Origin of the sequence: Duganella sp. S19_KUP01_CR8, from assembly GCF_036688705.1 — a bacterium.
Lineage (GTDB): Bacteria > Pseudomonadota > Gammaproteobacteria > Burkholderiales > Burkholderiaceae_D > Rugamonas.
Map to the genome: position 1 here is coordinate 33,820 of NZ_JAQQPR010000038.1, position 21,427 is coordinate 55,246.

Here is a 21,427-nt window from a genome sequence, read left to right on the forward strand (position 1 = left end):
GGGGTAACTAGTTCAACGGCTTAGCTCAGGGTCGGCAGGCCGGTCAGGTAGCCGACGGCGGCGCCGAAGCGGTCGCGGTAGTTGGCGCGGATCAGCGGGTCCAGCGTCGTCTGCACCTTGCTGTGCAGCGCCGAGTCCCAGTCGCCTGGATGCTGGAAGTTGCTCATGATGTAGGCGAAGCCGTTCATGTCATCGACCGCGTGCAGGCCGGTCGACTCGGCGCCGGCCGGGGTCGACAGCAGGCGCGTCAGCGCCTTGGTGTCGACGTTGTACGCCCACAGGAAATTGTTGACGTGCATGCCGCTGTCTTCGCCGATGAACAGCGTGCGCAGTTTTTCCGAGAACTTGATGTTGTCCGGATTGGCGATCTTGTCCGGGTTGGCCAGGTTGCCCAGTGCATCAGGCTTGGCCAGGTCCTCGCCCACCAGCGCCGGCACGGCGGCCATGTCAACCGGCACCCATTCGCTGTTGATGGCGGCGCCGGTGTCGTCCACCTGGCCGGCCTTCAGGTTCAGCGCGTACACGATGCCGGCGCTCGGACCCTGGATCTTGATGCCGCCGGAGCCGTCCTTCATGGCGCCGTTGATGTAGCTCATCGCCGAGTAGGCGATCTTGTCCTTGGCGTTGACGGTCGTGCCTTCCATCTTGGTGAAGCCCAGGCTGCCGCCTTTGAGCGCGGCGTAGCGGTGGGTTTCCAGGAAGGCCGCGGCCTTTTCCTTGCCCGGCACGATCTTGATCCAGTTGCTCTTGCCGCTGAACGGGATCTTGGTGTACGTGGCGTCGGTCGGGTCGGTGGTCTTGACGCTGAGGATGTCGGCCGCCTTCAGGGTGTCGGCCAGGGCCTTGATCTCGGCGCTGGTGGCGCTGCCCAGCTTGATCCACGACAGCGTGGCCGAACCGCCGTTTTCGGCGGTCTTCTGGGTCCATTTGGCGACGTACAGGGTGCCGCTCGACAGGTCCTGCGCCTTGTCGGCGACGAACATGAACAGGCCGCCGTTGGTGGCGTCGTCGCCCATCAGCGCGGTGCGCTCGTCCGGCATCACCTGCACCAGCTCGTGCGAGATGCGGCCCATGCAGTAGTGCTTCTTGACGCTGCCGGTACCGTCCGGGTTGACGGTGATTTCCGGCATGTGGCCGTAGTGGTATGGGTTGGCCTTGGTGGCGTCGCCGTACAGGTTGGTGCTGAAGTTGGCGAACTGGGTGTTGCTGGCGATGCTGGTCGCGTCCGGCTCGTACTCTTCGCTCGACAGGTGGGTGTTCCACGGCGAGCGGCTGGCGCCGCAGGTGATCCACAGGCCGTTGACGCCGCTGGTGTTGACGTTGTGGTACTTGACCAGGGTCAGCGCGCCGGTGGTCTTGTCCTGGTCCAGGGTCAGCACGGCGATCGGCGACGGCAGCATGCCGTACATCGAGTCGCCCTTGACGTTGCGGGTAGCGTATTCGAACTGCACCACGGCGAACACGGTGTTGCCCTTGATGCCAGGCACGGTCGGCGCGGCCAGCTTGAGCAGCGAGGTGCCATCCGGGCAGTCGGAGAAGAACTGGCGCTGGGCGGCGTCGGTCTTGTCGACGATGGGCTGGTTGTTGATGTCGTAGTAGCCGCCGGCCAGCACGGTGCCGCCGCTGCCGTTGGACACTTTGGCGCCGGTGATGAAGAAGGTCTGGTAGGCCAGCGAATAAGGCTGGGTCTTGCCGTCGGAGTAGGTCATGTTCAGCGTCGAGCCGACCGTGGTGGTGGCCATGGCGGCGGCGTCGCTCAGCGACGGCGCGGCCATGCCGGTGAAGGTCACCGACAGCAGCTGCGGCGCTTGCGCGGCGGTGTCGCCGCCGCCGCAGGCGGCCAGCAGGGCGGCGGTGGCGCTGCCGCCGGCCAGCGGCAGCAGCGGCGCGCTGGACAAGAATTTGAGGATGCTGCGGCGGGACAGATCGAGCGACTCGGTCATGGGAAAAATCCTGTTGTAATAGTGGCCATTCCATGTGCGGCGCCGGGCGCGGCATCATGCGAGGCGGTGGCTTCACCTCGACGGGCGCAATAGTAGTGATTTGATATGACAGGGGCGTGACATGGCGACAAACGGCAGGTAAAGTAAATCCGGTAACAAAGCAATTCAGCGCGGGCTCGCGACGGCGAAACGGGCTATATTGAAAGCATCAACCGTGAAGGAGAAGCAAATGCGAGGACTTACCCGTACCATGCTGGCGGCCGCACTGGCGCTGCTGGCCAGCGCCGCCTGGGCCGACGTCAGCGTCAGCTACGTCAAGCCGGACGACTTCGCCGACGTGCCGCGCAACGGCGTCGACCGCGAACGCGTGCTGAAGGATTTCAGCGATTATTTCGCCACCCTGAGCAAGAAACTGCCGGCCGGCCAGAACCTGAAGATCGAAGTGCTGGATATCGACCTGGCGGGCCGCATGTGGCCGCGCCGTAACGGCGGCGAGGACATCCGCGTCATGAACGGCGGCGCCGACTGGCCGCGCATGCACCTGCGCTACACGCTGGAGCAGGACGGCAAGACGCTGCGCAGCGGCGACGAGCAGCTGTCGAACATGAACTACATGCAGGGCATCAGCCGCTACAACGACGGCGACACGCTGCGCTATGAAAAGCAGATGCTGGACGACTGGTTCAACAAGGTCATCGTGCCGAAGGTGGCCAAGCGCTGAGCTGAGGCCTCGCCTCAGTCGAGGCGGTTGACCTTGGGGAACTTGGCCAGGAATTCCGGCGCCATCGGCGTCACCTGGCTGGTTTTGTAGTTGAAGAAGACGAAGCCGGACTTGGCCATCGCCACCAGCTTGCCGTCCTTGGGGCGGGTCACGCGGAAGGTGATGTCGCCGCCGTAGGCGTTGAAGTCCATCACGCCGATCTCGAACAGCAGCTGGTCGCGCGCGTGGGCTTCGGCCTTGTAGGTGGTGGCCAGGTCGGTGACGATGATACCAAGGCCGTCGCTGCCGGTTTCCGGCACGCCGAAGTCGTACAGGAAGCGGGCGCGCGCCTCGGAGATCATCGAGATCATCGAGTCGTTGCCCAGGTGGTTGGCGCCGTTGATGTCGGTCACGCGCACCGTCAGCTGGGTGGAAAAGTAGTATTGGTCTTCCGGGAAGTCCAGTTTCAAACGGGCCATGTGCTCACCTCTGTATCGATCCACGCATTCTAACGCAGGCGGCGCCTGGCCCTTTCGGGATAGGACCGGGCCGGCAATAGCGAGTACTATCAAAGTGGCAACTGAGTGCCAACTTTGAAAGGACATTCCATGTATGGTCTCACCCAGCTCGGCGTCATTCACACCCTGATCAGCCTGGTCGCCGTGGCGGCCGGCGTGGCCGCGTTCGCTCGCTACGGCCGCATCGACCCGGCCAGCCGCACCGGCAAGGTGTACGTCTACACCACCATCCTGACCTGCCTGACCGGCTTCGGCATCTTCGCCCACGGCGGCTTCGGCAAGCCGCATGCGCTGGGCGTCATCACGCTGCTGACGCTGGGGCTGGCGTGGTGGGCCGACCGCGGCAAGTTCGGCGCGCGCTCGGAGGCGGTGTCGGTGTGCGCGTATTCGATCACGTTTTTGTTCCACATGATCCCGGCCATCACCGAGACCAGCACCAGGCTGCCGCTGGGCAGCCCGCTATTGGCGGACGCCGAGGCGCCGGAGCTGAAGATCGCCACCGGCCTGCTGTTGCTGCTGTGCGTGGCCGGCACCAGCTACCAGCTGCGCCGGCTGAACCGGCCGCGCGAAACGCGCCCGGCGGCGGCGGCCTAGAGCTGCTCGCCGAGGAACAGCAGCGTGTTGCCGTGCGCCTGGGCGGCGGCGCGCTGGTGGTAGGACGCGCGATGGTTGCAGTTGAAGCCGTGCTCGGCCCCCGGGTAGATGTGGATCTCGACCTGCTCGTTGTCCTCGAAGCGCTCGGCGATGCTTTGCACGGCGGCCGGCGGGATGTGGCTGTCGGCGCCGCCGAAGTGCATCAGCATCGGCACCGTGACCTGGCCGGCGCGCTCCAGCGCGTTGTGGATGCCGCCGCCGTAGTAGCACACCGCCGCGTCCACCAGGCCGTTGGCGGCCGTGTGGTAGGACAGGCGGCCGCCGTAGCAGTAGCCGATGCTGGCGATCTTGTCGCCGACGCCGTCGGTCGCCCGCAGCGCCTTGACGGTGGCGGCGATGTCGGCCTGCGCCAGCGCGAAGTCGTTGGCGTTCATCAGCTCGACGGCGCGCTTCCAGCTCGCGTCGTCGTAAGCCAGTTCGATGCGCGCACCCTGGCGCCAGAACAGGTCCGGCGCGATCACCACGTAGCCGTCGGCCGCGTACTGGTCGGCGACGTTGCGGATGTGCTGGTTGACGCCGAAGATCTCCTGCAGCAGCACGATGCCCGGCCCCTTGCCGCCGCGCGGCAGCGAGACGTAGGCGCCGAAGCTGCCGTCGGCGGTGGCGATATCGATCCAGTGGCTGTTGGTTTCCATGGTGCTCCTTGTGCGTGGTGAATGGGGGCGGAGCGGCCATCCTACCTTTTTTTACGGCTTAGCGTTTGACCTTGCCGAAGGCGTCGCCCGCCTTCCAGCTCTGCATGGCCGGTGCGTTGCCGACCGCGTAGCCCAGGTTGAGCGTGAACTGCGCCTGCTGCACCATGCCCGACAAGTCCCAGTCGGCGTGGTATTCGTCGCTGACCTGGTGGTAGTCCTTCTTGAACGCGACCAGGCGCGCGGCCGACTTGACCGGGTCCTTGACGAACTCGAAGTGGCCGTCGCCGGAGAACACCGCCGAGCCGACGTTAAACGCCGGCACGCCGGCCTTGGCGAAGTTGAAGTGGTCGGCGCGGAAGTAGGCGCCGGACAGGTCGGGGATGGCCGGCGCCAGCTTCAGCCCCATTCTGCGCGCCACCACGCCGGCCGCCTCGTACAGGCTGCTGCGCTCTGCGCCGGCGACGCCGATGTCGCGCGTGGGGCCGACGAAGTTCATGCTGTCCAGATTGAGGTCGGCCGTGGTCTGCGCCAGCGGCCAGGCCGGTTTCTGCACGTAGGCGGCGCTGCCCAGCAGGCCTTGTTCCTCGGCGGCCGGCCACAGGAAGACCTGGGTGCGCCTGGTCGGATGCTTGACCGCTTCGGCCGCCATCGCCAGCAGCGCGGCGGCGCCGGAGGCGTTGTCGATGGCGCCGTTCCAGATATGGTCGCTGCGGTCGTCGCGGCGCACGCCTTCGTCCATGCCCAGGTGGTCCCAGTGGGCCGAGTAGACCACCGCCTGCGCCTTCAGTTTGGCATCGGTGCCGGGCACGATGCCGGCCACGTTGAACTGCTCGATCTGGCGGATCGCGCTGTGGATTTCGGCGTGTACGCTGGTCTTCAGGTCGACCGGGCGGAACTCGCGGGTCTCGGCCCGGGCGCGCAGCGCGTCCAGGTCGAAGCCGGCGGCGGCGAACAGCGCGCGCGCGGTGTCCTCCTGCAGCCAGCCCTCGACCGGATTGCCGGCGCCGGCCAGGTGGAAGCGTTCGTGACTGAAACCGTTGGCCGGCACGCTCCACGGGTACGAGGCGGAAGGCGTGGTGTGGATCAGCAGCACGCCGGCCGCGCCCTGGCGCACCGCCTCCTCGTATTTGTACAGCCAGCGGCCGTAGTAGGTGTAGGCCTTGCCGGCGAAGCGGTTCGGCTCCGCGGCGGTGGGCTGGGGATCGTTGACCATCATGACCAGGATCTTGCCCTTCATGTCGACGCCCTTGTAGTCGTCCCATTTCTCTTCCGGCGCGATGGCGCCGTAGCCGACGAACACCAGCGGCGCGTCGATGATGGTGTCGGCCTTGCCGCCGGCGGTGCCGAACACGATCTCGCTGCCGTTTTGCGGGGTGATGCTCTTGCCGTTGGCGTCGAACCGCACGAGGCTGTTGGCCAGCAGCTTGGTGCCCTCGATCTTGACCGGCATGCGGTAGCCGCCGCCGGCCAGCGGCTTGAGGCCGATGACGGCGGCCTGGGTTTCCAGGTAGCGCACCGCGAGGTCGCCGCCGCGCTGGCCGGTGCCGCGGCCTTCGAACAGGTCGTCGGCCAGGAAGGACAGGTGGGCGCGCAGCGGCGCTTCCGTCAGCACCGGCGCTTCCTGGGCGGCGGCGTGGAGGGAAGCCAGGCCAAGACCGGCGGCGATTGCGAAGGCTGGAAGACGCATATTTACTCCGTTTTGTGTGATTCGGTGCAGAAGCGGGCTATCTTACTGCACTTGTCAAAATTATTTGCCCAAATAAAGGAGAGCCATGAAAGTCATCATCATCACCGGCAGTTCGGACGGCATCGGCGCCGAGATGGCGCGCCAGCTGGCGCGCAGCCATGGCGGCGGCGTGGCGCTGGTGCTGGCGGCGCGCAACGCGGCGGCGCTGGAGCAGGTGGCCGCCGATTGTGCGGCGGCCGGTGCGCAGACGCTGGTGGCGTCGACCGACGTCTCGGTGCAGGCGCAGTGCACGGCGCTGGTGGCGGCCTGCGTGGCGCGCTTCGGCCGCGTCGATGCGCTGATCAACAACGCCGGCCGCTCGGCGCACGCGCTGTTCGAGGAGGTCGACAACCTGGCCTGGTACGAAGAGCTCATGAAGATCAACCTGTGGGGCAGCGTGTGGTGCACCCATGCGGCGCTGCCTTATTTGAAGCAGTCGCGCGGCAGCATCGTCGCGGTGTCGTCGCTGGCCGGGCTGGTCGGGGTGCCGGGGCGCACCGCCTACGGCGCCAGCAAGTTCGCCATGAGCGGCTTCTTCGAGGCCTTGCGCGCTGAATTGAAGGCGGCCGGCGTGAGCGTGACGATCGCCTATCCGGGCGTGGTGGCGACGCAGATCCGCTATCGCGGCTACAACGCGGCCGGCGGGGCGCTGGGCAGCAGCAGCCTGAAAGAGGACAAGGCGATGCCGGTGGAGGAATGCGCGCGGCTGATCGTCGACGGCATGCAGGCGCGCCGGCGCGAGGTGGTGATGTCGGCCAAGGGCAAGCTTGGACGGTGGATGAAGCTGATCGCGCCGGGACTGGTGGAGCGCATGGCGCTGGCGGCGCTGAAGGATGACGTGAAGCCACATTGAGGGTGTTTGCGGCGAGTTGTAAGCGAGTGTAAGAGTCGGTAAGAGCTTGTAATGGGCGTCAACTGATCGGATGGCTGCGCCGTTTTTTGCTCATGCGACACGGGATTGTCCCGATGCCGAAACCTAGAAAGAGGAAATACATCATGACCAAAATTATCGCTTCCCTGATCGCCGGCCTGTTCGCTACCGCAGCATTCGCACAAGCGCCAGTCGCCGCCACCACCGCGCCGGCCGCCAAGCCAGCCGTGGTGAAAACCGAAGCGAAGGCTGAAGTGAAGACTGAAGTGAAAACCGCAGAAGTCAAAACCGAAGCCAAAGTCCATCACAAGGCAAAAGAATCCAAGGTCGCAGCGCCAGTCGCCGCTGCGAAAGTAGAAACCAAGGTTGCCGCGCCAGTGGCCGCAGCCAAGTAATTAAATAAACTATATAAATCGTTTAAAGGAAATCACATCATGAAAAAAGTAATCGCTACCCTGATCGCCACCCTGTTCGCAGGCGCCGCATTTGCTCAAGCTCCAGCCGCTTCGGCCTCCGCAACCGTCGCCGCATCGACCCCGGCTCCAGCGGCATCGGCGCCAGCGGCCAGCGCACCGGCCAAGAAAGTGCATCACAAGAAGGCCAAGGCAGTCAAAGCCGCCAGCGCACCGGCAGCATCGACTCCGGCACCAGCAGCATCGGCTCCAGCAGCCAGCAAGTAATCCACGACGCAGTACGGCTTCGGCCCGAATGCCGCCCAGTTCACACTGGGCGGCATTTTTTTTGGGGTTCATCGCGGATTTCCGGGAAGTTGTTGTTGTCCCCATGTAAACGCGCTATCGCCGCTTTCCGCGCCGACCGGCAGACCTCGGCCATCAGCCATTCGTCGCTGCCGGGAAGGCGCAGCCAGATGGCTTTCCAGGCATTGCGGTTGCCGCTGCCGTACAGATTCGCAAAGCAGGACGGCGATACCGCGTGCTCGCCGTATTTGATTTCCGCCCCCTTCACTGTGGCGAAATACTGCTGGCGGTCGAAGCTGGCGCGCAACTGTGTTCCCTCTGGAAGGAAGACCTGTTTCCATTGGTATCCCGCCTCGGACGCCGCAGCCGGCTGCTGCGGGGCCGGCGGCGCGGGGTTGATGTAGTTGCGAATTGCCTCGATAACGAAGGGCTCCAGGTGCAGAGAATCCGACCAGAAATGGCCGGTGAATTCGCCCAACTCGACCAGCACATCGTCGGGTACGCGAATCGGAAATTGGAGGCTATACCTGGGCATGGTGGGGGCTCCCCTAAAATCGGTTTTTACTAAGCGCTGCTAACCACTACTGACCTGTACTACAGTGCGCTAACACTTACTAAAAATGCCGTGCTGAATACTAAATGCCGCTATATTTTCGGCCTGTATTCGTTAGAGGCGGTTAGTGGCTTTTAGTTCCAAAAATAGTGCGGAGCCGTACGAAATATCGATAGTTAGCGCTAGGTAGTAGTGGTTATCGTGTTTTAGTAAAAGCGAAAAAAACAGGACCCGCCCTGTGCATGCCAACGGCCTGGCGCCGCGAGTTGTAAGCGAGTGTAAGAGTCGGTAAGAGGTTGTAATGGGCGTCAACTGATCGGGCGGCTGCGCCGTTTTTTGCTCATGCGACACGGGATAGTCCCGATGCCGAAACCCAGAAAAAGGAAATACATCATGACCAAAATTATCGCTTCCCTGATCGCCGGCCTGTTCGCTACCGCAGCATTCGCACAAGCGCCAGTCGCCGCCACCACCGCTCCAGCCGCCAAGCCAGCCGTGGTGAAAACCGAAGCGAAGGCTGAAGTGAAAGCCGCTGAAGTCAAAACCGCAGAAGTCAAAACCGAAGCCAAAGCCGAAGTGAAGACCGCGAAAACCAAAGTCCATCACAAGGTCAAAGAATCCAAAGTCGCAGCGCCAGTCGCCGATGCGAAAGCAGAAATCAAAGCCGACACCAAAGTCGCAGCAGCCAAGTAATTCAAGTAATTATATAGACTATATAAACCATTTTAAGGAAATCACATCATGAAAAAAGTAATCGCTACCCTGATCGCCACCCTGTTCGCAGGCGCCGCATTCGCTCAAGCTCCAGCGGCTTCGGCCTCCGCAACCGTCGCCGCATCGACCCCGGCTCCAGCGGCCAGCGCACCGGCCAAGAAAGTGCATCACAAGAAGGCCAAGGCAGTCAAAGCCGCCAGCGCACCGGCGGCATCGGCACCGGCAGCTTCGACCCCGGCGCCGGCAGCATCGGCTCCAGCAGCCAGCAAATAAGTCGCATCCGCTAGCGCAGGACGTGCCGCCCCGGACCTCTGGCCTGGGCGGCGCAAGAAAAAGGGACAGGCTCAGGCCTGTCCCTTTTTTTGGGCGTCGGATGTCGCGCTTTTGCCTGTAAATGGCGGTTTTTGTCCATTTTTCGGCTCAAAGTGTCGATAGAGAGTAAACTACGCACAAATTTCTTTCGCAATTAGGCGATTCGAACATACTTGTGAGTGACGCCATGTCTGAAACCCCAACCTCCCCGATTACCCTTTTCACCGACCTGAACCTCAGCGCGCCCTTGATTCAAGCGCTGAAAGATGTCGGCTACGAGTCGCCGTCGCCTATCCAGGCCGCGACCATCCCGTCGCTGCTGGACAACCAGGACGTCCTGGGCCAGGCGCAAACGGGTACGGGTAAAACCGCCGCCTTCGCGCTGCCTATCCTGTCGCGTATCGATATCAAACAGACCACGCCGCAGGCGCTGGTGCTGGCGCCGACGCGCGAACTGGCGATCCAGGTCGCCGAAGCCTTCCAGACCTACGCCGCGCATATCCCCGGCTTCCACGTGCTGCCGATCTACGGCGGCCAAAGCTACGGCCCGCAGCTGTCGGCGCTGCGCCGCGGCGTGCACGTCGTCGTCGGCACGCCGGGCCGCGTCATCGATCACCTGGACAAAGGTTCGCTCGACCTGTCCAAGCTGAAAACGCTGGTGCTGGACGAAGCCGATGAAATGCTGCGCATGGGCTTCATCGACGACGTCGAACGCATCCTGCAGGAGACCCCCGAAACGCGCCAGACCGCGCTGTTCTCGGCGACCATGCCGTCGGCCATCCGCCGCATCGCCAACACCTACCTGCGCAATCCGAAGGAAATCACGGTCGCCGCCAAGACCGGCACCGCCGAGAACATCCGCCAGCGCTACTGGCTGGTGTCCGGCATGCACAAGCTGGACGCGCTGACCCGCATCCTGGAAGCCGAGAACTTCGACGGCATGATCATCTTCTCGCGCACCAAGCTCGGTACCGAGGAACTGGCCAGCAAGCTGCAGGCGCGCGGCTTCTCCGCCGCCGCCATCAACGGCGACGTTCAGCAGCAGCAGCGCGAGCGCACCATCCAGCAGCTCAAGGACGGCAAGATCGACATTCTGGTGGCGACCGACGTCGCCGCGCGCGGCCTGGACGTGGAGCGCATCAGCCACGTGGTCAACTACGACGTGCCGCACGATCCGGAAAGCTACACCCACCGCATCGGCCGTACCGGCCGCGCCGGCCGCAGCGGCGAGGCGATCCTGTTCATCACCCCGCGCGAAAAGAACTTGCTCAAATCGATCGAGCGCGCCACCCGCCAGCCGATCGGCATGCTGGAGCTGCCGACCATCCAGGCCGTCAACGACGTCCGCATCGCCAAGTTCAAGTCGCAGATCAGCGAAACCCTGGCCCAGGGCGAGCTGGAACAGTTCCAGTCGCTGATCGAGGACTTCGAGCGCGAACAGAACATCCCGGCGGTCGAAATCGCCGCCGCGCTGGCCAAGATGGCGCGCGGCGACGTGCCGCTGCTGCTGGACAAAAAACAGCAAGTGGCCGCCGCCACCTGGGACGAGCGTCCGGGCCGTCAAGTCGGCTTCGAGCGCAACGACCGCAATGATCGTGGCGACCGTGGCGATCGCGGCGACCGTTTCGAGCGTGCCGACCGCGGTGAACGTCCGGACCGCAGCGAGCGTTTCCCGAAAAAGGAACGCATCGTGCGCGCCGCCGATCCTGGCATGCAGACCTTCCGCATTGAAGTGGGCTACCAGCACGGCGTCAAGCCGGGCAATATCGTCGGCGCCATCGCCAACGAAGGCGGCATCGACTCCAAGAACATCGGCCGCATCGAGATCTACGACGACTACAGCGTGCTCGATATGCCGGACAACCTGGCCGGCGACGTGCTCGATCACCTGGCCGGCATCAAGGTAGCCGGCCAGCAGCTGCGCATCAGCCGCGATAACGGCGAGGGCGCACCGTCGTCGGCGCCAGCGCCGGTTGCGGCCCGTCCGGTACCGCCGCGCGCGCCGGCCGCCGCCCGCCCTGCACCGTCGGCCGCTCCGGCAGCTTCGCCGCTGGCCAAGGCCGCGCGCGTGGAATCGGCTGAAGTGGAAGAGGAAGCCGCTCCGAAGAAGAAAAAGGAAAAGCCAGGCAAGGTCACCCTGCCGATGAGCGCCTTCCGCATCGAAGTGGGCAGCAACCATGCGGCCACGCCGTCCAACATCGTCGGCGCCATCGCCAACGAGGCTGGCCTGGAAGCCAAGCATATCGGCCGCATCGAGATCTTCGACACCTACAGCATGCTGGAGCTGCCGGACGGGATGCCGCCGGAACTGTTCAAGCATCTGGGCAAAGTATGGGTCGGCGGCGCGCAGCTGAAGATCAGCCACGCCGAGCGCATGCCGCCGGAATCCGGCAAGGCGACCCCGCCCAAGAAGCCGGCGCCGGGCGCCAAGGGCACGTTCAAGAAAAAATATTGATCACTAAGTCGTAGATCGTTTCACACCACAGGGCCGCAAGGCCCTGTTTTCATATGGGCCGCCTGCACGCGCACGGTGCGCCCGGCGTCGCTGGCGCACCAAAACCACGCCGGGCGCGGCATGCCGGGAAGGCCCGATTGGTATCGTTTTCATAGGAGCGGGCGCGCCTGTCGCCTTCTGGCCCGCTTATTGCATTGAGGATGGGATAAACCGACAAGTCGTTGAGCAAGGAGCACGGAATGACCGCATTGTTTCTACACTCCCGCATACGAGGCGCCGATGCTGTTGCGGAATGACCTGCTGCACTACACGCACCCGTCTCCGCGCACAGTCCGCGTCCTGTGGATCGCCCCCGAGCAAAGCCACGCCTACGTGTTCGACGTGGCGGCGCGGTCGGCCGACGTCGAACTGGTGACGCTGCCGGCGCTGCACGCCGACATCCACGCCGGTCATGCACGGGTGCTGGCGGCCGATCCCTACCTGATGGTGGTCAGCCAGGAGCTGCTGCCGCCCAAGCACCTGCAACTGCGCGCCCGCGCGTGGCAGATCGTCGAAGCGCTGGTGGCGCTGGAGCCGGGCATCTACGAGGCGCGCCAGCGCGGCCAGCTGATCGCGCAGGCCACCGCCACGCACGGCGTCTCGCATCCCACCATCTACCGCTACCTGCGTCGCTACTGGCAGCGCGGCCAGACGCCCAACGCGCTGCTGCCGGACTACTGCAACTCCGGTGGGCGCGGCAAGGTGCGCCAGGCCTCGGCCGGCATCAAGCGCGGCAGGCCGCGCAAGAACGGCGCCGACGATGGTCCCGGCATGAACGCCGACGAGGAAATCCGCCGCACCTTCCGGGTCGCCATCGCGCACTACGCGGCCGGCCACGCCAGGTTCTCGCGGCTGGGCGCCTACCAGCAGATGCTGGCCGACTTCTTCGGCGGTCGCCGCGTCGACGCCGACAGCGGCCGCGTGCTGGCGACGTCCGGCGCGCAGCCAGCCGCGCTGCCGACCTTCGGCCAGTTCAACTACTGGCTCGATCACGACGACGACCGGCCGCCGGAAGTGGCGCGCCGCAGCGCCGCCGCCGCAGCGCGCGGCTCGCGGGCCGCCAGCCAACAGGCCGTCGACGCTGCGGCGCTGTCTGGCCGGCCCGGCGCAGGCTTCTACCTGGACGTGGTGCGCGCCGAAGTGCAGCTGGTCTCGCGCGCCGACCGCCAGCAGGCCATAGGACGGCCGCTGGTGTACGTGGTGGTCGATGTCTTCAGCCGCATGGTGGCCGGTGTCTACATCGGCCTGGGCGCGCCCAGCTGGCAGCACGCGATGCTCGCGCTAGCCAACTGCGGCGCCGACAAGCAGCGCTACAGCCAGCAATACGGCCGCGCCATCGATGCCGGACAGTGGCCCAGCCGCCACCTGCCGGAAACCCTGGCCACCAACGTCGCCCTGAGCGGCGGCGCCCAGTGCGAAACACTGCTCAACAACTTCAACCTGCGCTGCACCGACGCCGGCGACGGCCCGGACGAATGGAAGGCCGTGCTGGAAAAACGCTTCCTGCTGCTGGCGCCGGGCGACGCCGGCACGGCCTGCCGGCTGGACGGCGTGCTCGATCTGGACCAGTTCACCCGCATCGTCATCGACGCCATCCTCTACCACAACAATAGCCGCCGCTTGCCCAACCACGGCCATGCCACGCCGCGCGAACTGTGGGAGTGGGGCGTCGCCGAGCGTGGCGGCAGCCTGAAGACCTATCCGGAACAGCTGCTGCGCTGCAGCCTGATGCCTGCCACGCAGGCCACCGTCACCGCCGACGGCATCGTGCTGTTCGACAGCGTCTACACCTGCGCGCGCGCCATCAACGAGCGCTGGTTCGAGCGCGCGCGCCAGCGCGGGCAGTGGCAGGTGCGCGTCGCCTACGATCCGGCCGACATGGACATGATTTATTTGCTGGACGCCGGCGCGCCCATGCAATTCCACGCCTGCCACATGGCCGACAGCAGCAGCGCGCAGCGCCACCTCGCCGCGGCGGAAATCGCCTACCTGCCACACCCCATCCAAACCGTCTCCGCCACACCCCTACGTAGCACTACGCACGCTTACGCCAGCTTCGCTAACTGATTTTCAAAACCGATAGCACACGGCGCTGTCCAGCGCCGTGCATGCCACTTTCCGCCATTTCGGTGCACGCCTCCCGCTGGTGCGTCGCGCCATTTTTTCCGTTCCTTGCGCCGGATGCGCCGCAAATAAAGTCTGTCGATGGAAGTGCATTCAAGGATGGCGGATCGCCTTATTCCATAAGGCTCGCTTCAACGATGAAGCAAGTTTATTTTGCTTGGCGTTGTGGCACGGCGATTGCTAGATGAGGACTATGGATTCGCAAGTCACGAGAGGAAATCGATGAATAGTAAAACAGTCAAATCGTTTAAATCGTTTAGTGCATTAACGCGGAGGGATTTCCTGTATCGGGCTGCGGCGGTCGGCGGCACCGGCCTGCTGTTGAACACCATGAACGCCTGGGGCATGGGCATAGGCTCGACCGCCTCCGCGCCGCCGGCGCTGAGCGGCAGCGGCAAAGGCAAGAAGGTGCTGATACTGGGCGCCGGCCTGGCCGGCATGACCGCCGCCTACGAGCTGGGGAAGCTGGGCTACCACTGCCAGATCCTCGAAGCGCGCTCGTTCGCCGGCGGCCGCTGCCAGACCGCGCGCAAGGGCTTCAGCCTGACCGAGCTTGGCGGCGAAAAGCAGACCTGCGAATTCGACGACGGCCAGTACATCAACCACGGCCCGTGGCGCATCCCGCTGCACCACCAGTCGACGCTGCACTACACGCGGCTGTTCGAGGTGCCGCTGGAAGTCATGGTCAACGATAACGACCATTCCTTCGTCTACTCGGAAAACGCCGGCCCCTACGCCGGCAAGCGCATGCGGGTGGCCGAGATCAAGGCCGACATGCGCGGCCACGTCTCCGAGCTGCTGGCCAAGTCGGTCAAGAGCAAGCAGCTGGATGCCGAACTGACGGCCGACGACCAGCGCCTGCTGCTGGACTACCTGGCGCACGAAGGCCAGCTGGCCGGCGCCGACCTGCAATACAAGGGGCGCAGCGGCCGCGGCTTCGCCGTCAACCCCGGCGCCGGCATCGTTCCGGGAGCGGGCACGCCGTCCGACCCGCTGGGCTTCAAGGACCTGCTGGCCTCCAAGCTGGGCAACGTCTACAGCGCGGTGCAGGACTTCCCGATGCAGAACACCATGTTCCAGCCGGTCGGCGGCATGGACGCCATCGCCAAGGCGTTTGAAAAGCGCGTCGGCAAGAACATCCGCTACCGCTCGGAAGTGCAGACCATCCGCCAGAACGACAAGGGCGTCACGGTCACCTACAAGGACACCGGCACCGGAAAAAGCGGCAGCATCGCCGCCGACTACTGCCTGGTGGCGATGCCGCTGTCGGTGCTGCGCCAGATCGATACCGATTTCTCGGACAAGTTCAAGAAGGCCGTCGCCACGGTGGCCTACGCGCCGGTCGGCAAGATCGGCCTGCAGATGAAGCGCCGCTTCTGGGAGGAGGACGAGCACCTGTACGGCGGCCATGTGCTCACCGACCTCAAAGGCATCAACACCATCTCGATGCCGTCCTACGGCTGGCAAAAGAAGAAGGGCGTGCTGCTCGGTTATTACCAGTACCAGACGGCGGCGATCGAGACCAGCGCGCTGTCGCCGAAGGAGCGCGCCGCCTTCGCGCTGGAGGCGGGGCAGAAGATCTTCCCGCAGTACACGGAGAACTTCGAGAGCGCGTTCTCGGTCGCCTGGCACCGCGTGCAGTACAACCTGGGCGGCTGGGCCGAGTGGACCGACAAGACCCGCGCCGCCGCTTATCCAATCCTGGTGGAAGGCGAGGGCCGCGTGCTGCTGGCCGGCGAGCACCTGAGCTACCTGACCGGCTGGCAGGCCGGTGCCATCGAATCGGCGTGGCAGCAGATCGCCAAGATCCATGAAAGGGCCAGCGCATGAAGGAGGTATTGATCAAGGCGGCGATGGTGGTCATCGCCGTACTGGCGGCCGGCGCCACGGCGCCATCGCGCGCGCAGGACGCGGCGGCGGATGGCAAGGCGCTGTTCATGAAGAACTGCGCGGCGTGCCATCAGGCCAGCGGCAAAGGGATACCGGGCGCCTTCCCGGCGCTGGCGGGGAACAAGTTCGTGCAGGGGAAGGGGACGGAGGTCGCCACGGTGCTGCTGAAAGGGCGCGGCGGCATGCCGGACTTCAGCGACAGCCTGAGCGACCAGGAGATCGCCACCATTCTCAGTTTCGTGCGCAGCAACTGGGGCAACAAGGCTGCGCCGCTGAGCGAGCCCGAAGTGCTGGCGCTGCGCGATGTGCTGCAAGTCGACCATTTTAGTAACGGCCAGATGTCCAACAAACACTGAAAGAAGAACGCATGAACAAAGCAATCGCTTCCCTGTTGATTCCGGCCGCACTGGCGCTCATGCCGGTCGCTGCCAATGCGGCCCCCAAGGCGGCCCCCAAGGCCGCCGCTGCCGACATCGTCCGCTACAAGATCCCCGGCTCGGACTTCCCGATCGCGCTGGCCGTCACAGTGCCTTCCACCGCCGCCATCCACTTCGTCAGCGGCCAGGTGCCCGCCATCGCCGACGCCAGCGCCGCGCCGGATTCACTGGCCGCCTTTGGCGACACCAAAACCCAGTCCGAATCGGTGCTGAAGAAGATCAAGGAAGTCCTGGAGAGCATGAAGCTCGACATGACGGACGTGGTCAAGATGACCGTCTACCTGGTCGGCGATCCGGCCAAGGGCGGCAAGGCCGACACCAAGGGCTTCATGGAAGCCTACACCCAGCACTTCGGCGGCACGCAGACCAAGCTGCCGGCGCGCGCCGTGGTGCAGGTGGCGGCCCTGAGCAATCCGGGCTGGCTGGTGGAAATCGAAGTCGTCGCCGCAAAAAAATAATACGCGTCAGGTCTTACTTTCTTTTTTATTCAATGGGGATTCACTATGCATAAGGCCATACTCAAGACCGGCGTCGCCGCCGTGTTGTCCACCCTGTCGATGGGTTCCGTCTACGCCGCCGATGCGGCGGCAGCAGCCGACGACGCCACCGTCAGCGCGGTGATCGTCACCGGCACCCGCTCCAGCGGCATCAAGGTGGAGAACAGCGCCTCGCCGATCCAGGTGCTGGACGCGGCCTCCCTGCAACGCACCGGCCAGCCGGACCTGATCCAGGCGCTGGCGCAGAACCTGCCGTCGTTCACGGCGCAGGCCTTCGGCGGCGACACCGCCAACCTGACGCTGTCGGCCCGCCTGCGCGGCCTGAGCCCGAACAACACGCTGGTGCTAATCAACGGCAAACGCCGCCACGGCACCGCCAACCTGGCCGTGCTGGGCGGGCCATACCAGGGCGGCGCGGCGGCTGACCTGAACTACATCCCGGTATCCGCGATCGACCACATCGAAGTGCTGCAGGACGGCGCCGCCGCCCAATACGGCTCCGACGCCATCGCCGGCGTGATCAACATCATCCTCAAATCGAACAATCATGGCGGCACCGCCAGCGCCACCGGCGGCGGCTATTCCGACGGCGGCGGCCGCACCGGCGACGCCTCGGCCAACATCGGCGTCGAACCGTTCAAGGACGCCTACCTGAGCCTGACCGCCGAATCCAAGTACCACGGCTACAGCGACCGTGGCGGCATCGATCCACGCGTGATCACCGCCGCCAACATGGCGGCGTATCCAGGCATGTTCCAGCAGGCCGGCTACCCGCACGTCAACCACATCTCGGGCGACGCGCAATACCACCTGAACGTCCTGGCGGCCAACTTCGGCTACGACTTCGCGCCGGACAGCCAGCTGTACGCCATCGCCACCTGGGGCCACAAGGAAGCGCGCGCCTACGAGAACTACCGTCTGCCGAGCCGCCTGCCGAAGGTCTATCCGACCGGCTTCTCGCCGAAGGAAACCATGAAGCAGGACGACTACGCGCTGACCGGCGGCGTCAAGGGCGTGGTGGCCGGCTGGAATATGGACCTGAGCACCACCTACGGCAAGGACACCAGCAAGATCGGCGTCGCCGATTCGGGCAACGTCTCGCTGTTCAACGACACCGGCACCACGCCGACCGTGTTCCGCGCCGGTTCCTTCATCGCCAGCCAGCTGACCACATCGCTGGAAGCGAGCCGCGAGTTCGCGGTCGGCTGGGCCAAGCCGCTGAACGTGGCGGCCGGCCTTGAACACCGCATCGACAAGTACGAGATCGAAGCGGGCGACGCCGCCTCGCGCTACAAGGAAGGTTCGCAGTCCTATCCTGGCTTCTCGCTGACCGACGCCGGCAGCCACCGCCGCACCAACGAAGCGGCCTACATCGACCTGGCCGGCAATCCGGTCACCGACCTGACGCTGGACCTGGCGGCCCGCTACGAGCACTTCTCCGACTTCGGCAACGCCAAGGTCGGCAAGTTCACGGCGCGCTACGACGTCTCGCCGGTGCTGGGCGTGCGCGGCACCTTCAGCAACGGCTTCCGCGCGCCGACCCTGGCCGAGGAATACTACTCGGCCACCAACGTCGGCCCGACCACCGCCTTCGTGCAGCTGGCGCCGAATTCGGCCGGCGCCAAGCTGGTGGGCGTGGATGGCTTGAAGCCCGAACGTTCGACCAACTTCAGCCTGGGCCTGGTGCTGAACCCGGCCGCCAACCTGGCCATCACGCTGGACGCCTACCAGATCAAGATCCGCGACCGCATCGTCGGTTCCGGCGCCTTGTACGGCTCGGGCGGATCGGTCAACTCGCCGGCGGTGGTGGCGGCGATCAAGGCCAACGGCAATGTGCTCGACAGCACCGTCAGCCAGACCGGCATCAACATCTTCTCCAACGCGGTTGACACCCGCAGCCGGGGCTTGGAGTTCGTCGCCACGCTGAACCAAAGCTACGGCACGGCGGGCAAGGTGGACTGGTCGGTGGCGGCCAACTACAACAAGGTTGAAGTCACCAAGATCAACCAGGCGCCGGCCCAGCTGCTGCCGCAAACGCTGCTCGACAAGACCGCCATCTCCGACCTGGAAACCGCCTCGCCGAAAGTGCGCATCAACCTGGGCGCGCTGTGGAAGATCGGCGCCTGGACCATCAACCTGCGCGAAGCGATCTACGGCAAATCGTCGGAGTACGGCAGCGAGGACGGTTCGGTGTATCACCTGACCGAAATCTCGGCCAAGGCGATCACCGACTTGGAAGTCGGCTACAAGATCAGTCCCGCGTGGTCGGTGGCGGTGGGCGCCAACAACCTGTTCAACAAGTACCCGGACGGCGTGAACCCCTTGCTGCTGGCCGACCAGCGCGCGGCCGGCGACAACGCGGCGGTGAACGTGCTGCCATCGTTCTCGCCGTTCGGCATCAACGGCGGCTACTACTACGTCCGCGCCAACTACAAGTTCTAAACCCCTGGGGTCAAGTCTGACAATCGGACACGAACCCTGCCGTAGCGACGACTACGGCAGGGTTCGTGTCCGAATGTCAGACTTGACCCCGGTTTTTTTGCGTGTAGCATGGCGACATCGTCAAACGGAGCGCACGCATGTTGAAAACTATGGGCAGGAAGCTGCTGGCGGCGGCTGTCGCGGGTAATGTAGGCGGCGCCGGTGCGGCACCCATGACTTTGCAGGATTACCTGGCGCTGAGTGGTCCCGCGCCGACGCTGCACGTGGCTTATGGCGCGGCGCCGTCGCAGTTCGCGGAGCTGTTCCAACCGGCCGGCGACGGCCCGTTCCCGGTCGCGGTGATCGTCCACGGCGGCTGCTGGACCAAGGAATTCGGCGGCATCACGCAGATGCACAATATGGCCGGCGACCTGCAGCGGCAGGGCGTCGCGGTCTGGAATATCGAGTATCGCCGCTTCGACGAGGCGGGCGGCGGCTATCCCGGCATGTACCACGACGTCGCCACGGCGCTCGACCACTTGCGCGTATTGGCGCCGCAGCGGCGGCTGGACTTGTCGCGCATCGTGCTGGTCGGGCATTCGGCCGGTGGCCACCTGGCGCAGTGGGCCGCCTCGCGCGCGCGCCTGCCGCGCAGCAGTCCGCTGTACGTGGCCGATCCGCTGCCGGTCCCCACCGTCATCAGTCTGGGCGGCCTGGCCGACTTGCGCAACGAGGAAAAACTGATCAAGACCAGCTGCGAGCGCGACATGGCGCAGCTGGCCGGCAGCGCCAGCGCCGCGCGGCCGGATATTTTCTCGGACACTTCGCCGGCCGAGCTGTTGCCGTCCGGCGTGCGCACGCTGCTGATCCACGGCGAGTTCGACACCGTCTCGCCGTTGCGCGCGGGCCACGACTATGCGCGCCGGGCCCAGGCGGCCGGCGACCACGCCGAGGTGATCGTGCTGCCGGGTGGCAGCCATTACGACGAAGTGGCCGCCACGTCGCCGTCTTGGACCATCGTCTCGGCGCAGATCCGCAAGGCGCTGGACCTGCCGCCGCGGTGAGCGCCGGGCCGGCGCCGTTACAACGCGCCGGTGTATGCTGTCGCCATGGATTCCCTGATCGCCGCCTCCGCGCGCGCCCTCGCAGCCGGTGATGCGCTCGGCGCCCTCAAACGCGTCGCCCTGCGCGACGACCCGCCGGCCTTGGCCCTGCGCGGCATCGCCATGGCCCAGCTGGGCGAGCACGGGCGGGCGCGCGAACTGCTGCGCCGCGCCGCGCGCGGCTTCGGCTTCCACGAAGAATTGTCGCGCGCCCGCTGCGTGATCGCCGAGGCCGAGGTGGCGTTGGCGGTGCGCGATTTCGCCGGCTCGCCGCGCGCATTGACGGCGGCGCTGGCCACGCTGGAGGCCCACGCCGACCGCGCCAACGCGCTGCATGCGCGCCTGATCGCGGTGCGCCGCTTGCTGTTGCTGGGCCGCCTGGACGAAGCTGGATCGGCGTTGGCGCTGCTCGACGCGCGCGGCCTGCCGCCGGCGCTGGAGGCGGTGGCCGAGCTGGCGGCGGCGGAACTGGCGCTGCGTTCCCTGCGCATCGCGCCGGCCCGCTCGGCGCTGGAGCGCGCACAGGCGGCGGCCGCGCGCGCCGGCATCCCGGCATTGCTGGCCGAGGTGGAGGAGGCACGCAACGCCTTCGGCCGTCCCGCCGCCCGCCGCCTGGCCGCCGGCGCCGAACAGATGCTGCGCCTGGACCAGGTGGCCGCGCTGCTGGCCTCCGACACGCTGGTGGTCGACGCCTGCCGCCGTGGCGTGGGCACCGGCGCCGAGTGGCGCCCGCTGGCGCGGCGGCCGGTGCTGTTCGCATTGGCGCGCGCGCTGGCCGAGGCCTGGCCCGGCGACATCGCCCGTGTAGCCCTGATCGCCTCCGCCTTCAACACCCGCGACCCCGACGACACCCACCGCGCCCGCCTGCGGGTCGAGATCGGCCGCCTGCGCGCGCTGGTCAAGTCCCAGGCGACCATCGAGGCCACCGCCTGCGGCTTCGCGCTCAAGCCGCTGGGCGCGGGCGAGGTGGCCGTGCTGGCGCCGCCCATCGACGGCGAGCAGGGCGCGCTGCTGGCGTTGCTGGCCGACGGCGCGGCGTGGTCGACCTCCGCGCTGGCGCTGGCGATGGACGCCAGCCAGCGCACCGTGCAGCGCGCGCTGGCCGAGCTGGAAGCGGCCGGCCGCGCGCGGCCGATC

20 protein-coding genes are annotated in these 21,427 nt (G+C 65.7%); 15 read left to right on the forward strand and 5 right to left on the reverse strand.

The window, feature by feature from the left end; genetic code table 11:
• Positions 1–20 precede the first annotated feature (20 nt).
• The gene (locus V6M89_RS27520; protein ID WP_332856204.1) at positions 21–1,943 is read right to left on the reverse strand and encodes a PhoX family protein; all 1,923 of its coding nucleotides are present in this window, start codon (positions 1,941–1,943) and stop codon (positions 21–23) included.
• Positions 1,944–2,172: 229 nt separating this feature from the next.
• Here V6M89_RS27520 and V6M89_RS27525 point away from each other — a divergent pair, with 229 nt between their 5' ends.
• Positions 2,173–2,664 (forward strand): DUF3016 domain-containing protein, encoded by a 492-nt coding sequence (locus tag V6M89_RS27525; RefSeq protein ID WP_332856205.1) that lies wholly within the window; start codon positions 2,173–2,175, stop codon positions 2,662–2,664.
• A gap of 14 nt (positions 2,665–2,678) precedes the next feature.
• Here the strand turns inward: V6M89_RS27525 and V6M89_RS27530 are convergent, their stop codons facing one another.
• Positions 2,679–3,122, reverse strand: a complete 444-nt coding sequence (locus tag V6M89_RS27530) for a thioesterase family protein (RefSeq protein ID WP_332856206.1) — start codon at positions 3,120–3,122, stop codon at positions 2,679–2,681.
• A 129-nt stretch (positions 3,123–3,251) separates the two neighbouring features.
• Here V6M89_RS27530 and V6M89_RS27535 point away from each other — a divergent pair, with 129 nt between their 5' ends.
• Positions 3,252–3,755, forward strand: a complete 504-nt coding sequence (locus V6M89_RS27535; protein WP_332856207.1) for a hypothetical protein — start codon at positions 3,252–3,254, stop codon at positions 3,753–3,755.
• Here V6M89_RS27535 and V6M89_RS27540 read toward each other — a convergent pair.
• Together V6M89_RS27540 and V6M89_RS27545 are read right to left on the reverse strand one after the other, a co-directional pair.
• Positions 3,752–4,450: a dienelactone hydrolase family protein gene (locus tag V6M89_RS27540; RefSeq protein WP_332856208.1), complete on the reverse strand. Its 699-nt coding sequence runs from the start codon at positions 4,448–4,450 to the stop codon at positions 3,752–3,754. The genes V6M89_RS27535 and V6M89_RS27540 overlap by 4 nt on opposite strands.
• A gap of 58 nt (positions 4,451–4,508) precedes the next feature.
• Positions 4,509–6,137, reverse strand: coding sequence for a M28 family peptidase (locus V6M89_RS27545; RefSeq protein ID WP_332856209.1), 1,629 nt, complete (start codon positions 6,135–6,137; stop codon positions 4,509–4,511).
• Between the two features lie 85 nt (positions 6,138–6,222).
• Here V6M89_RS27545 and V6M89_RS27550 point away from each other — a divergent pair, with 85 nt between their 5' ends.
• The 3 genes from V6M89_RS27550 to V6M89_RS27560 all read left to right on the forward strand — a co-directional run bounded on the left by V6M89_RS27550 (position 6,223) and on the right by V6M89_RS27560 (position 7,727).
• On the forward strand, positions 6,223–7,029 hold the full coding sequence (locus V6M89_RS27550; protein ID WP_332856210.1) for an SDR family oxidoreductase: 807 nt from the start codon (positions 6,223–6,225) through the stop codon (positions 7,027–7,029).
• Between the two features lie 143 nt (positions 7,030–7,172).
• Positions 7,173–7,442, forward strand: coding sequence for a hypothetical protein (locus V6M89_RS27555; protein WP_332856211.1), 270 nt, complete (start codon positions 7,173–7,175; stop codon positions 7,440–7,442).
• A gap of 39 nt (positions 7,443–7,481) precedes the next feature.
• Positions 7,482–7,727, forward strand: coding sequence for a hypothetical protein (locus V6M89_RS27560; RefSeq protein WP_116992640.1), 246 nt, complete (start codon positions 7,482–7,484; stop codon positions 7,725–7,727).
• Between the two features lie 40 nt (positions 7,728–7,767).
• Here the strand turns inward: V6M89_RS27560 and V6M89_RS27565 are convergent, their stop codons facing one another.
• On the reverse strand, positions 7,768–8,280 hold the full coding sequence (locus V6M89_RS27565; protein ID WP_332856212.1) for a hypothetical protein: 513 nt from the start codon (positions 8,278–8,280) through the stop codon (positions 7,768–7,770).
• Between the two features lie 411 nt (positions 8,281–8,691).
• On the opposite strand from V6M89_RS27565, the gene V6M89_RS27570 reads away from it, so the two are divergent.
• The 10 genes from V6M89_RS27570 to V6M89_RS27615 form a co-directional block, all read left to right on the forward strand.
• Complete coding sequence (locus V6M89_RS27570; RefSeq protein ID WP_332856213.1) at positions 8,692–8,991, forward strand: hypothetical protein; 300 nt, start codon at positions 8,692–8,694, stop codon at positions 8,989–8,991.
• Positions 8,992–9,039: 48 nt separating this feature from the next.
• Entirely contained in the window at positions 9,040–9,285 is a 246-nt protein-coding gene (locus V6M89_RS27575; RefSeq protein ID WP_332856214.1) for a hypothetical protein, read from the forward strand.
• Positions 9,286–9,511: 226 nt separating this feature from the next.
• Positions 9,512–11,779: a DEAD/DEAH box helicase gene (locus V6M89_RS27580; protein ID WP_332856215.1), complete on the forward strand. Its 2,268-nt coding sequence runs from the start codon at positions 9,512–9,514 to the stop codon at positions 11,777–11,779.
• 279 nt (positions 11,780–12,058) lie between these two features.
• The gene (locus V6M89_RS27585; protein ID WP_332856216.1) at positions 12,059–13,885 is read left to right on the forward strand and encodes a Mu transposase C-terminal domain-containing protein; all 1,827 of its coding nucleotides are present in this window, start codon (positions 12,059–12,061) and stop codon (positions 13,883–13,885) included.
• A gap of 279 nt (positions 13,886–14,164) precedes the next feature.
• A complete protein-coding gene (locus tag V6M89_RS27590) occupies positions 14,165–15,772 on the forward strand; it encodes a flavin monoamine oxidase family protein (protein ID WP_332856217.1) in 1,608 nt (535 codons plus the stop codon).
• Complete coding sequence (locus V6M89_RS27595; protein ID WP_332856218.1) at positions 15,769–16,188, forward strand: c-type cytochrome; 420 nt, start codon at positions 15,769–15,771, stop codon at positions 16,186–16,188. Before V6M89_RS27590 ends, V6M89_RS27595 begins: the two co-directional genes overlap by 4 nt.
• A gap of 11 nt (positions 16,189–16,199) precedes the next feature.
• Positions 16,200–16,727, forward strand: coding sequence for a RidA family protein (locus V6M89_RS27600; RefSeq protein ID WP_332856219.1), 528 nt, complete (start codon positions 16,200–16,202; stop codon positions 16,725–16,727).
• Between the two features lie 45 nt (positions 16,728–16,772).
• Positions 16,773–19,208 (forward strand): TonB-dependent receptor plug domain-containing protein, encoded by a 2,436-nt coding sequence (locus tag V6M89_RS27605; protein WP_332856220.1) that lies wholly within the window; start codon positions 16,773–16,775, stop codon positions 19,206–19,208.
• A 137-nt stretch (positions 19,209–19,345) separates the two neighbouring features.
• Entirely contained in the window at positions 19,346–20,251 is a 906-nt protein-coding gene (locus tag V6M89_RS27610) for an alpha/beta hydrolase (RefSeq protein WP_332856221.1), read from the forward strand.
• 45 nt (positions 20,252–20,296) lie between these two features.
• Positions 20,297–21,427: helix-turn-helix domain-containing protein (locus V6M89_RS27615; protein WP_332856222.1), on the forward strand; the 1,131-nt coding region annotated here is incomplete at its 3' end.

Excerpts from the sequence above, each read along its gene's own strand:
- V6M89_RS27585 (WP_332856216.1), top strand. The coding sequence starts at position 12,059 with ATGCTGTTGCGGAATGACCTGCTGCACTACACGCACCCGTCTCCGCGC.
- V6M89_RS27590 (WP_332856217.1), top strand. The coding sequence starts at position 14,165 with ATGAATAGTAAAACAGTCAAATCGTTTAAATCGTTTAGTGCATTAACG.
- V6M89_RS27545 (WP_332856209.1), bottom strand. The coding sequence starts at position 6,137 with ATGCGTCTTCCAGCCTTCGCAATCGCCGCCGGTCTTGGCCTGGCTTCC.
- V6M89_RS27580 (WP_332856215.1), top strand. The coding sequence starts at position 9,512 with ATGTCTGAAACCCCAACCTCCCCGATTACCCTTTTCACCGACCTGAAC.
- V6M89_RS27530 (WP_332856206.1), bottom strand. The coding sequence starts at position 3,122 with ATGGCCCGTTTGAAACTGGACTTCCCGGAAGACCAATACTACTTTTCC.
- V6M89_RS27595 (WP_332856218.1), top strand. The coding sequence starts at position 15,769 with ATGAAGGAGGTATTGATCAAGGCGGCGATGGTGGTCATCGCCGTACTG.
- V6M89_RS27565 (WP_332856212.1), bottom strand. The coding sequence starts at position 8,280 with ATGCCCAGGTATAGCCTCCAATTTCCGATTCGCGTACCCGACGATGTG.
- V6M89_RS27610 (WP_332856221.1), top strand. The coding sequence starts at position 19,346 with ATGTTGAAAACTATGGGCAGGAAGCTGCTGGCGGCGGCTGTCGCGGGT.
- V6M89_RS27550 (WP_332856210.1), top strand. The coding sequence starts at position 6,223 with ATGAAAGTCATCATCATCACCGGCAGTTCGGACGGCATCGGCGCCGAG.
- V6M89_RS27555 (WP_332856211.1), top strand. The coding sequence starts at position 7,173 with ATGACCAAAATTATCGCTTCCCTGATCGCCGGCCTGTTCGCTACCGCA.
- V6M89_RS27540 (WP_332856208.1), bottom strand. The coding sequence starts at position 4,450 with ATGGAAACCAACAGCCACTGGATCGATATCGCCACCGCCGACGGCAGC.
- V6M89_RS27575 (WP_332856214.1), top strand. The coding sequence starts at position 9,040 with ATGAAAAAAGTAATCGCTACCCTGATCGCCACCCTGTTCGCAGGCGCC.
- V6M89_RS27605 (WP_332856220.1), top strand. The coding sequence starts at position 16,773 with ATGCATAAGGCCATACTCAAGACCGGCGTCGCCGCCGTGTTGTCCACC.
- V6M89_RS27520 (WP_332856204.1), bottom strand. The coding sequence starts at position 1,943 with ATGACCGAGTCGCTCGATCTGTCCCGCCGCAGCATCCTCAAATTCTTG.
- V6M89_RS27535 (WP_332856207.1), top strand. The coding sequence starts at position 3,252 with ATGTATGGTCTCACCCAGCTCGGCGTCATTCACACCCTGATCAGCCTG.
- V6M89_RS27560 (WP_116992640.1), top strand. The coding sequence starts at position 7,482 with ATGAAAAAAGTAATCGCTACCCTGATCGCCACCCTGTTCGCAGGCGCC.
- V6M89_RS27525 (WP_332856205.1), top strand. The coding sequence starts at position 2,173 with ATGCGAGGACTTACCCGTACCATGCTGGCGGCCGCACTGGCGCTGCTG.
- V6M89_RS27570 (WP_332856213.1), top strand. The coding sequence starts at position 8,692 with ATGACCAAAATTATCGCTTCCCTGATCGCCGGCCTGTTCGCTACCGCA.
- V6M89_RS27600 (WP_332856219.1), top strand. The coding sequence starts at position 16,200 with ATGAACAAAGCAATCGCTTCCCTGTTGATTCCGGCCGCACTGGCGCTC.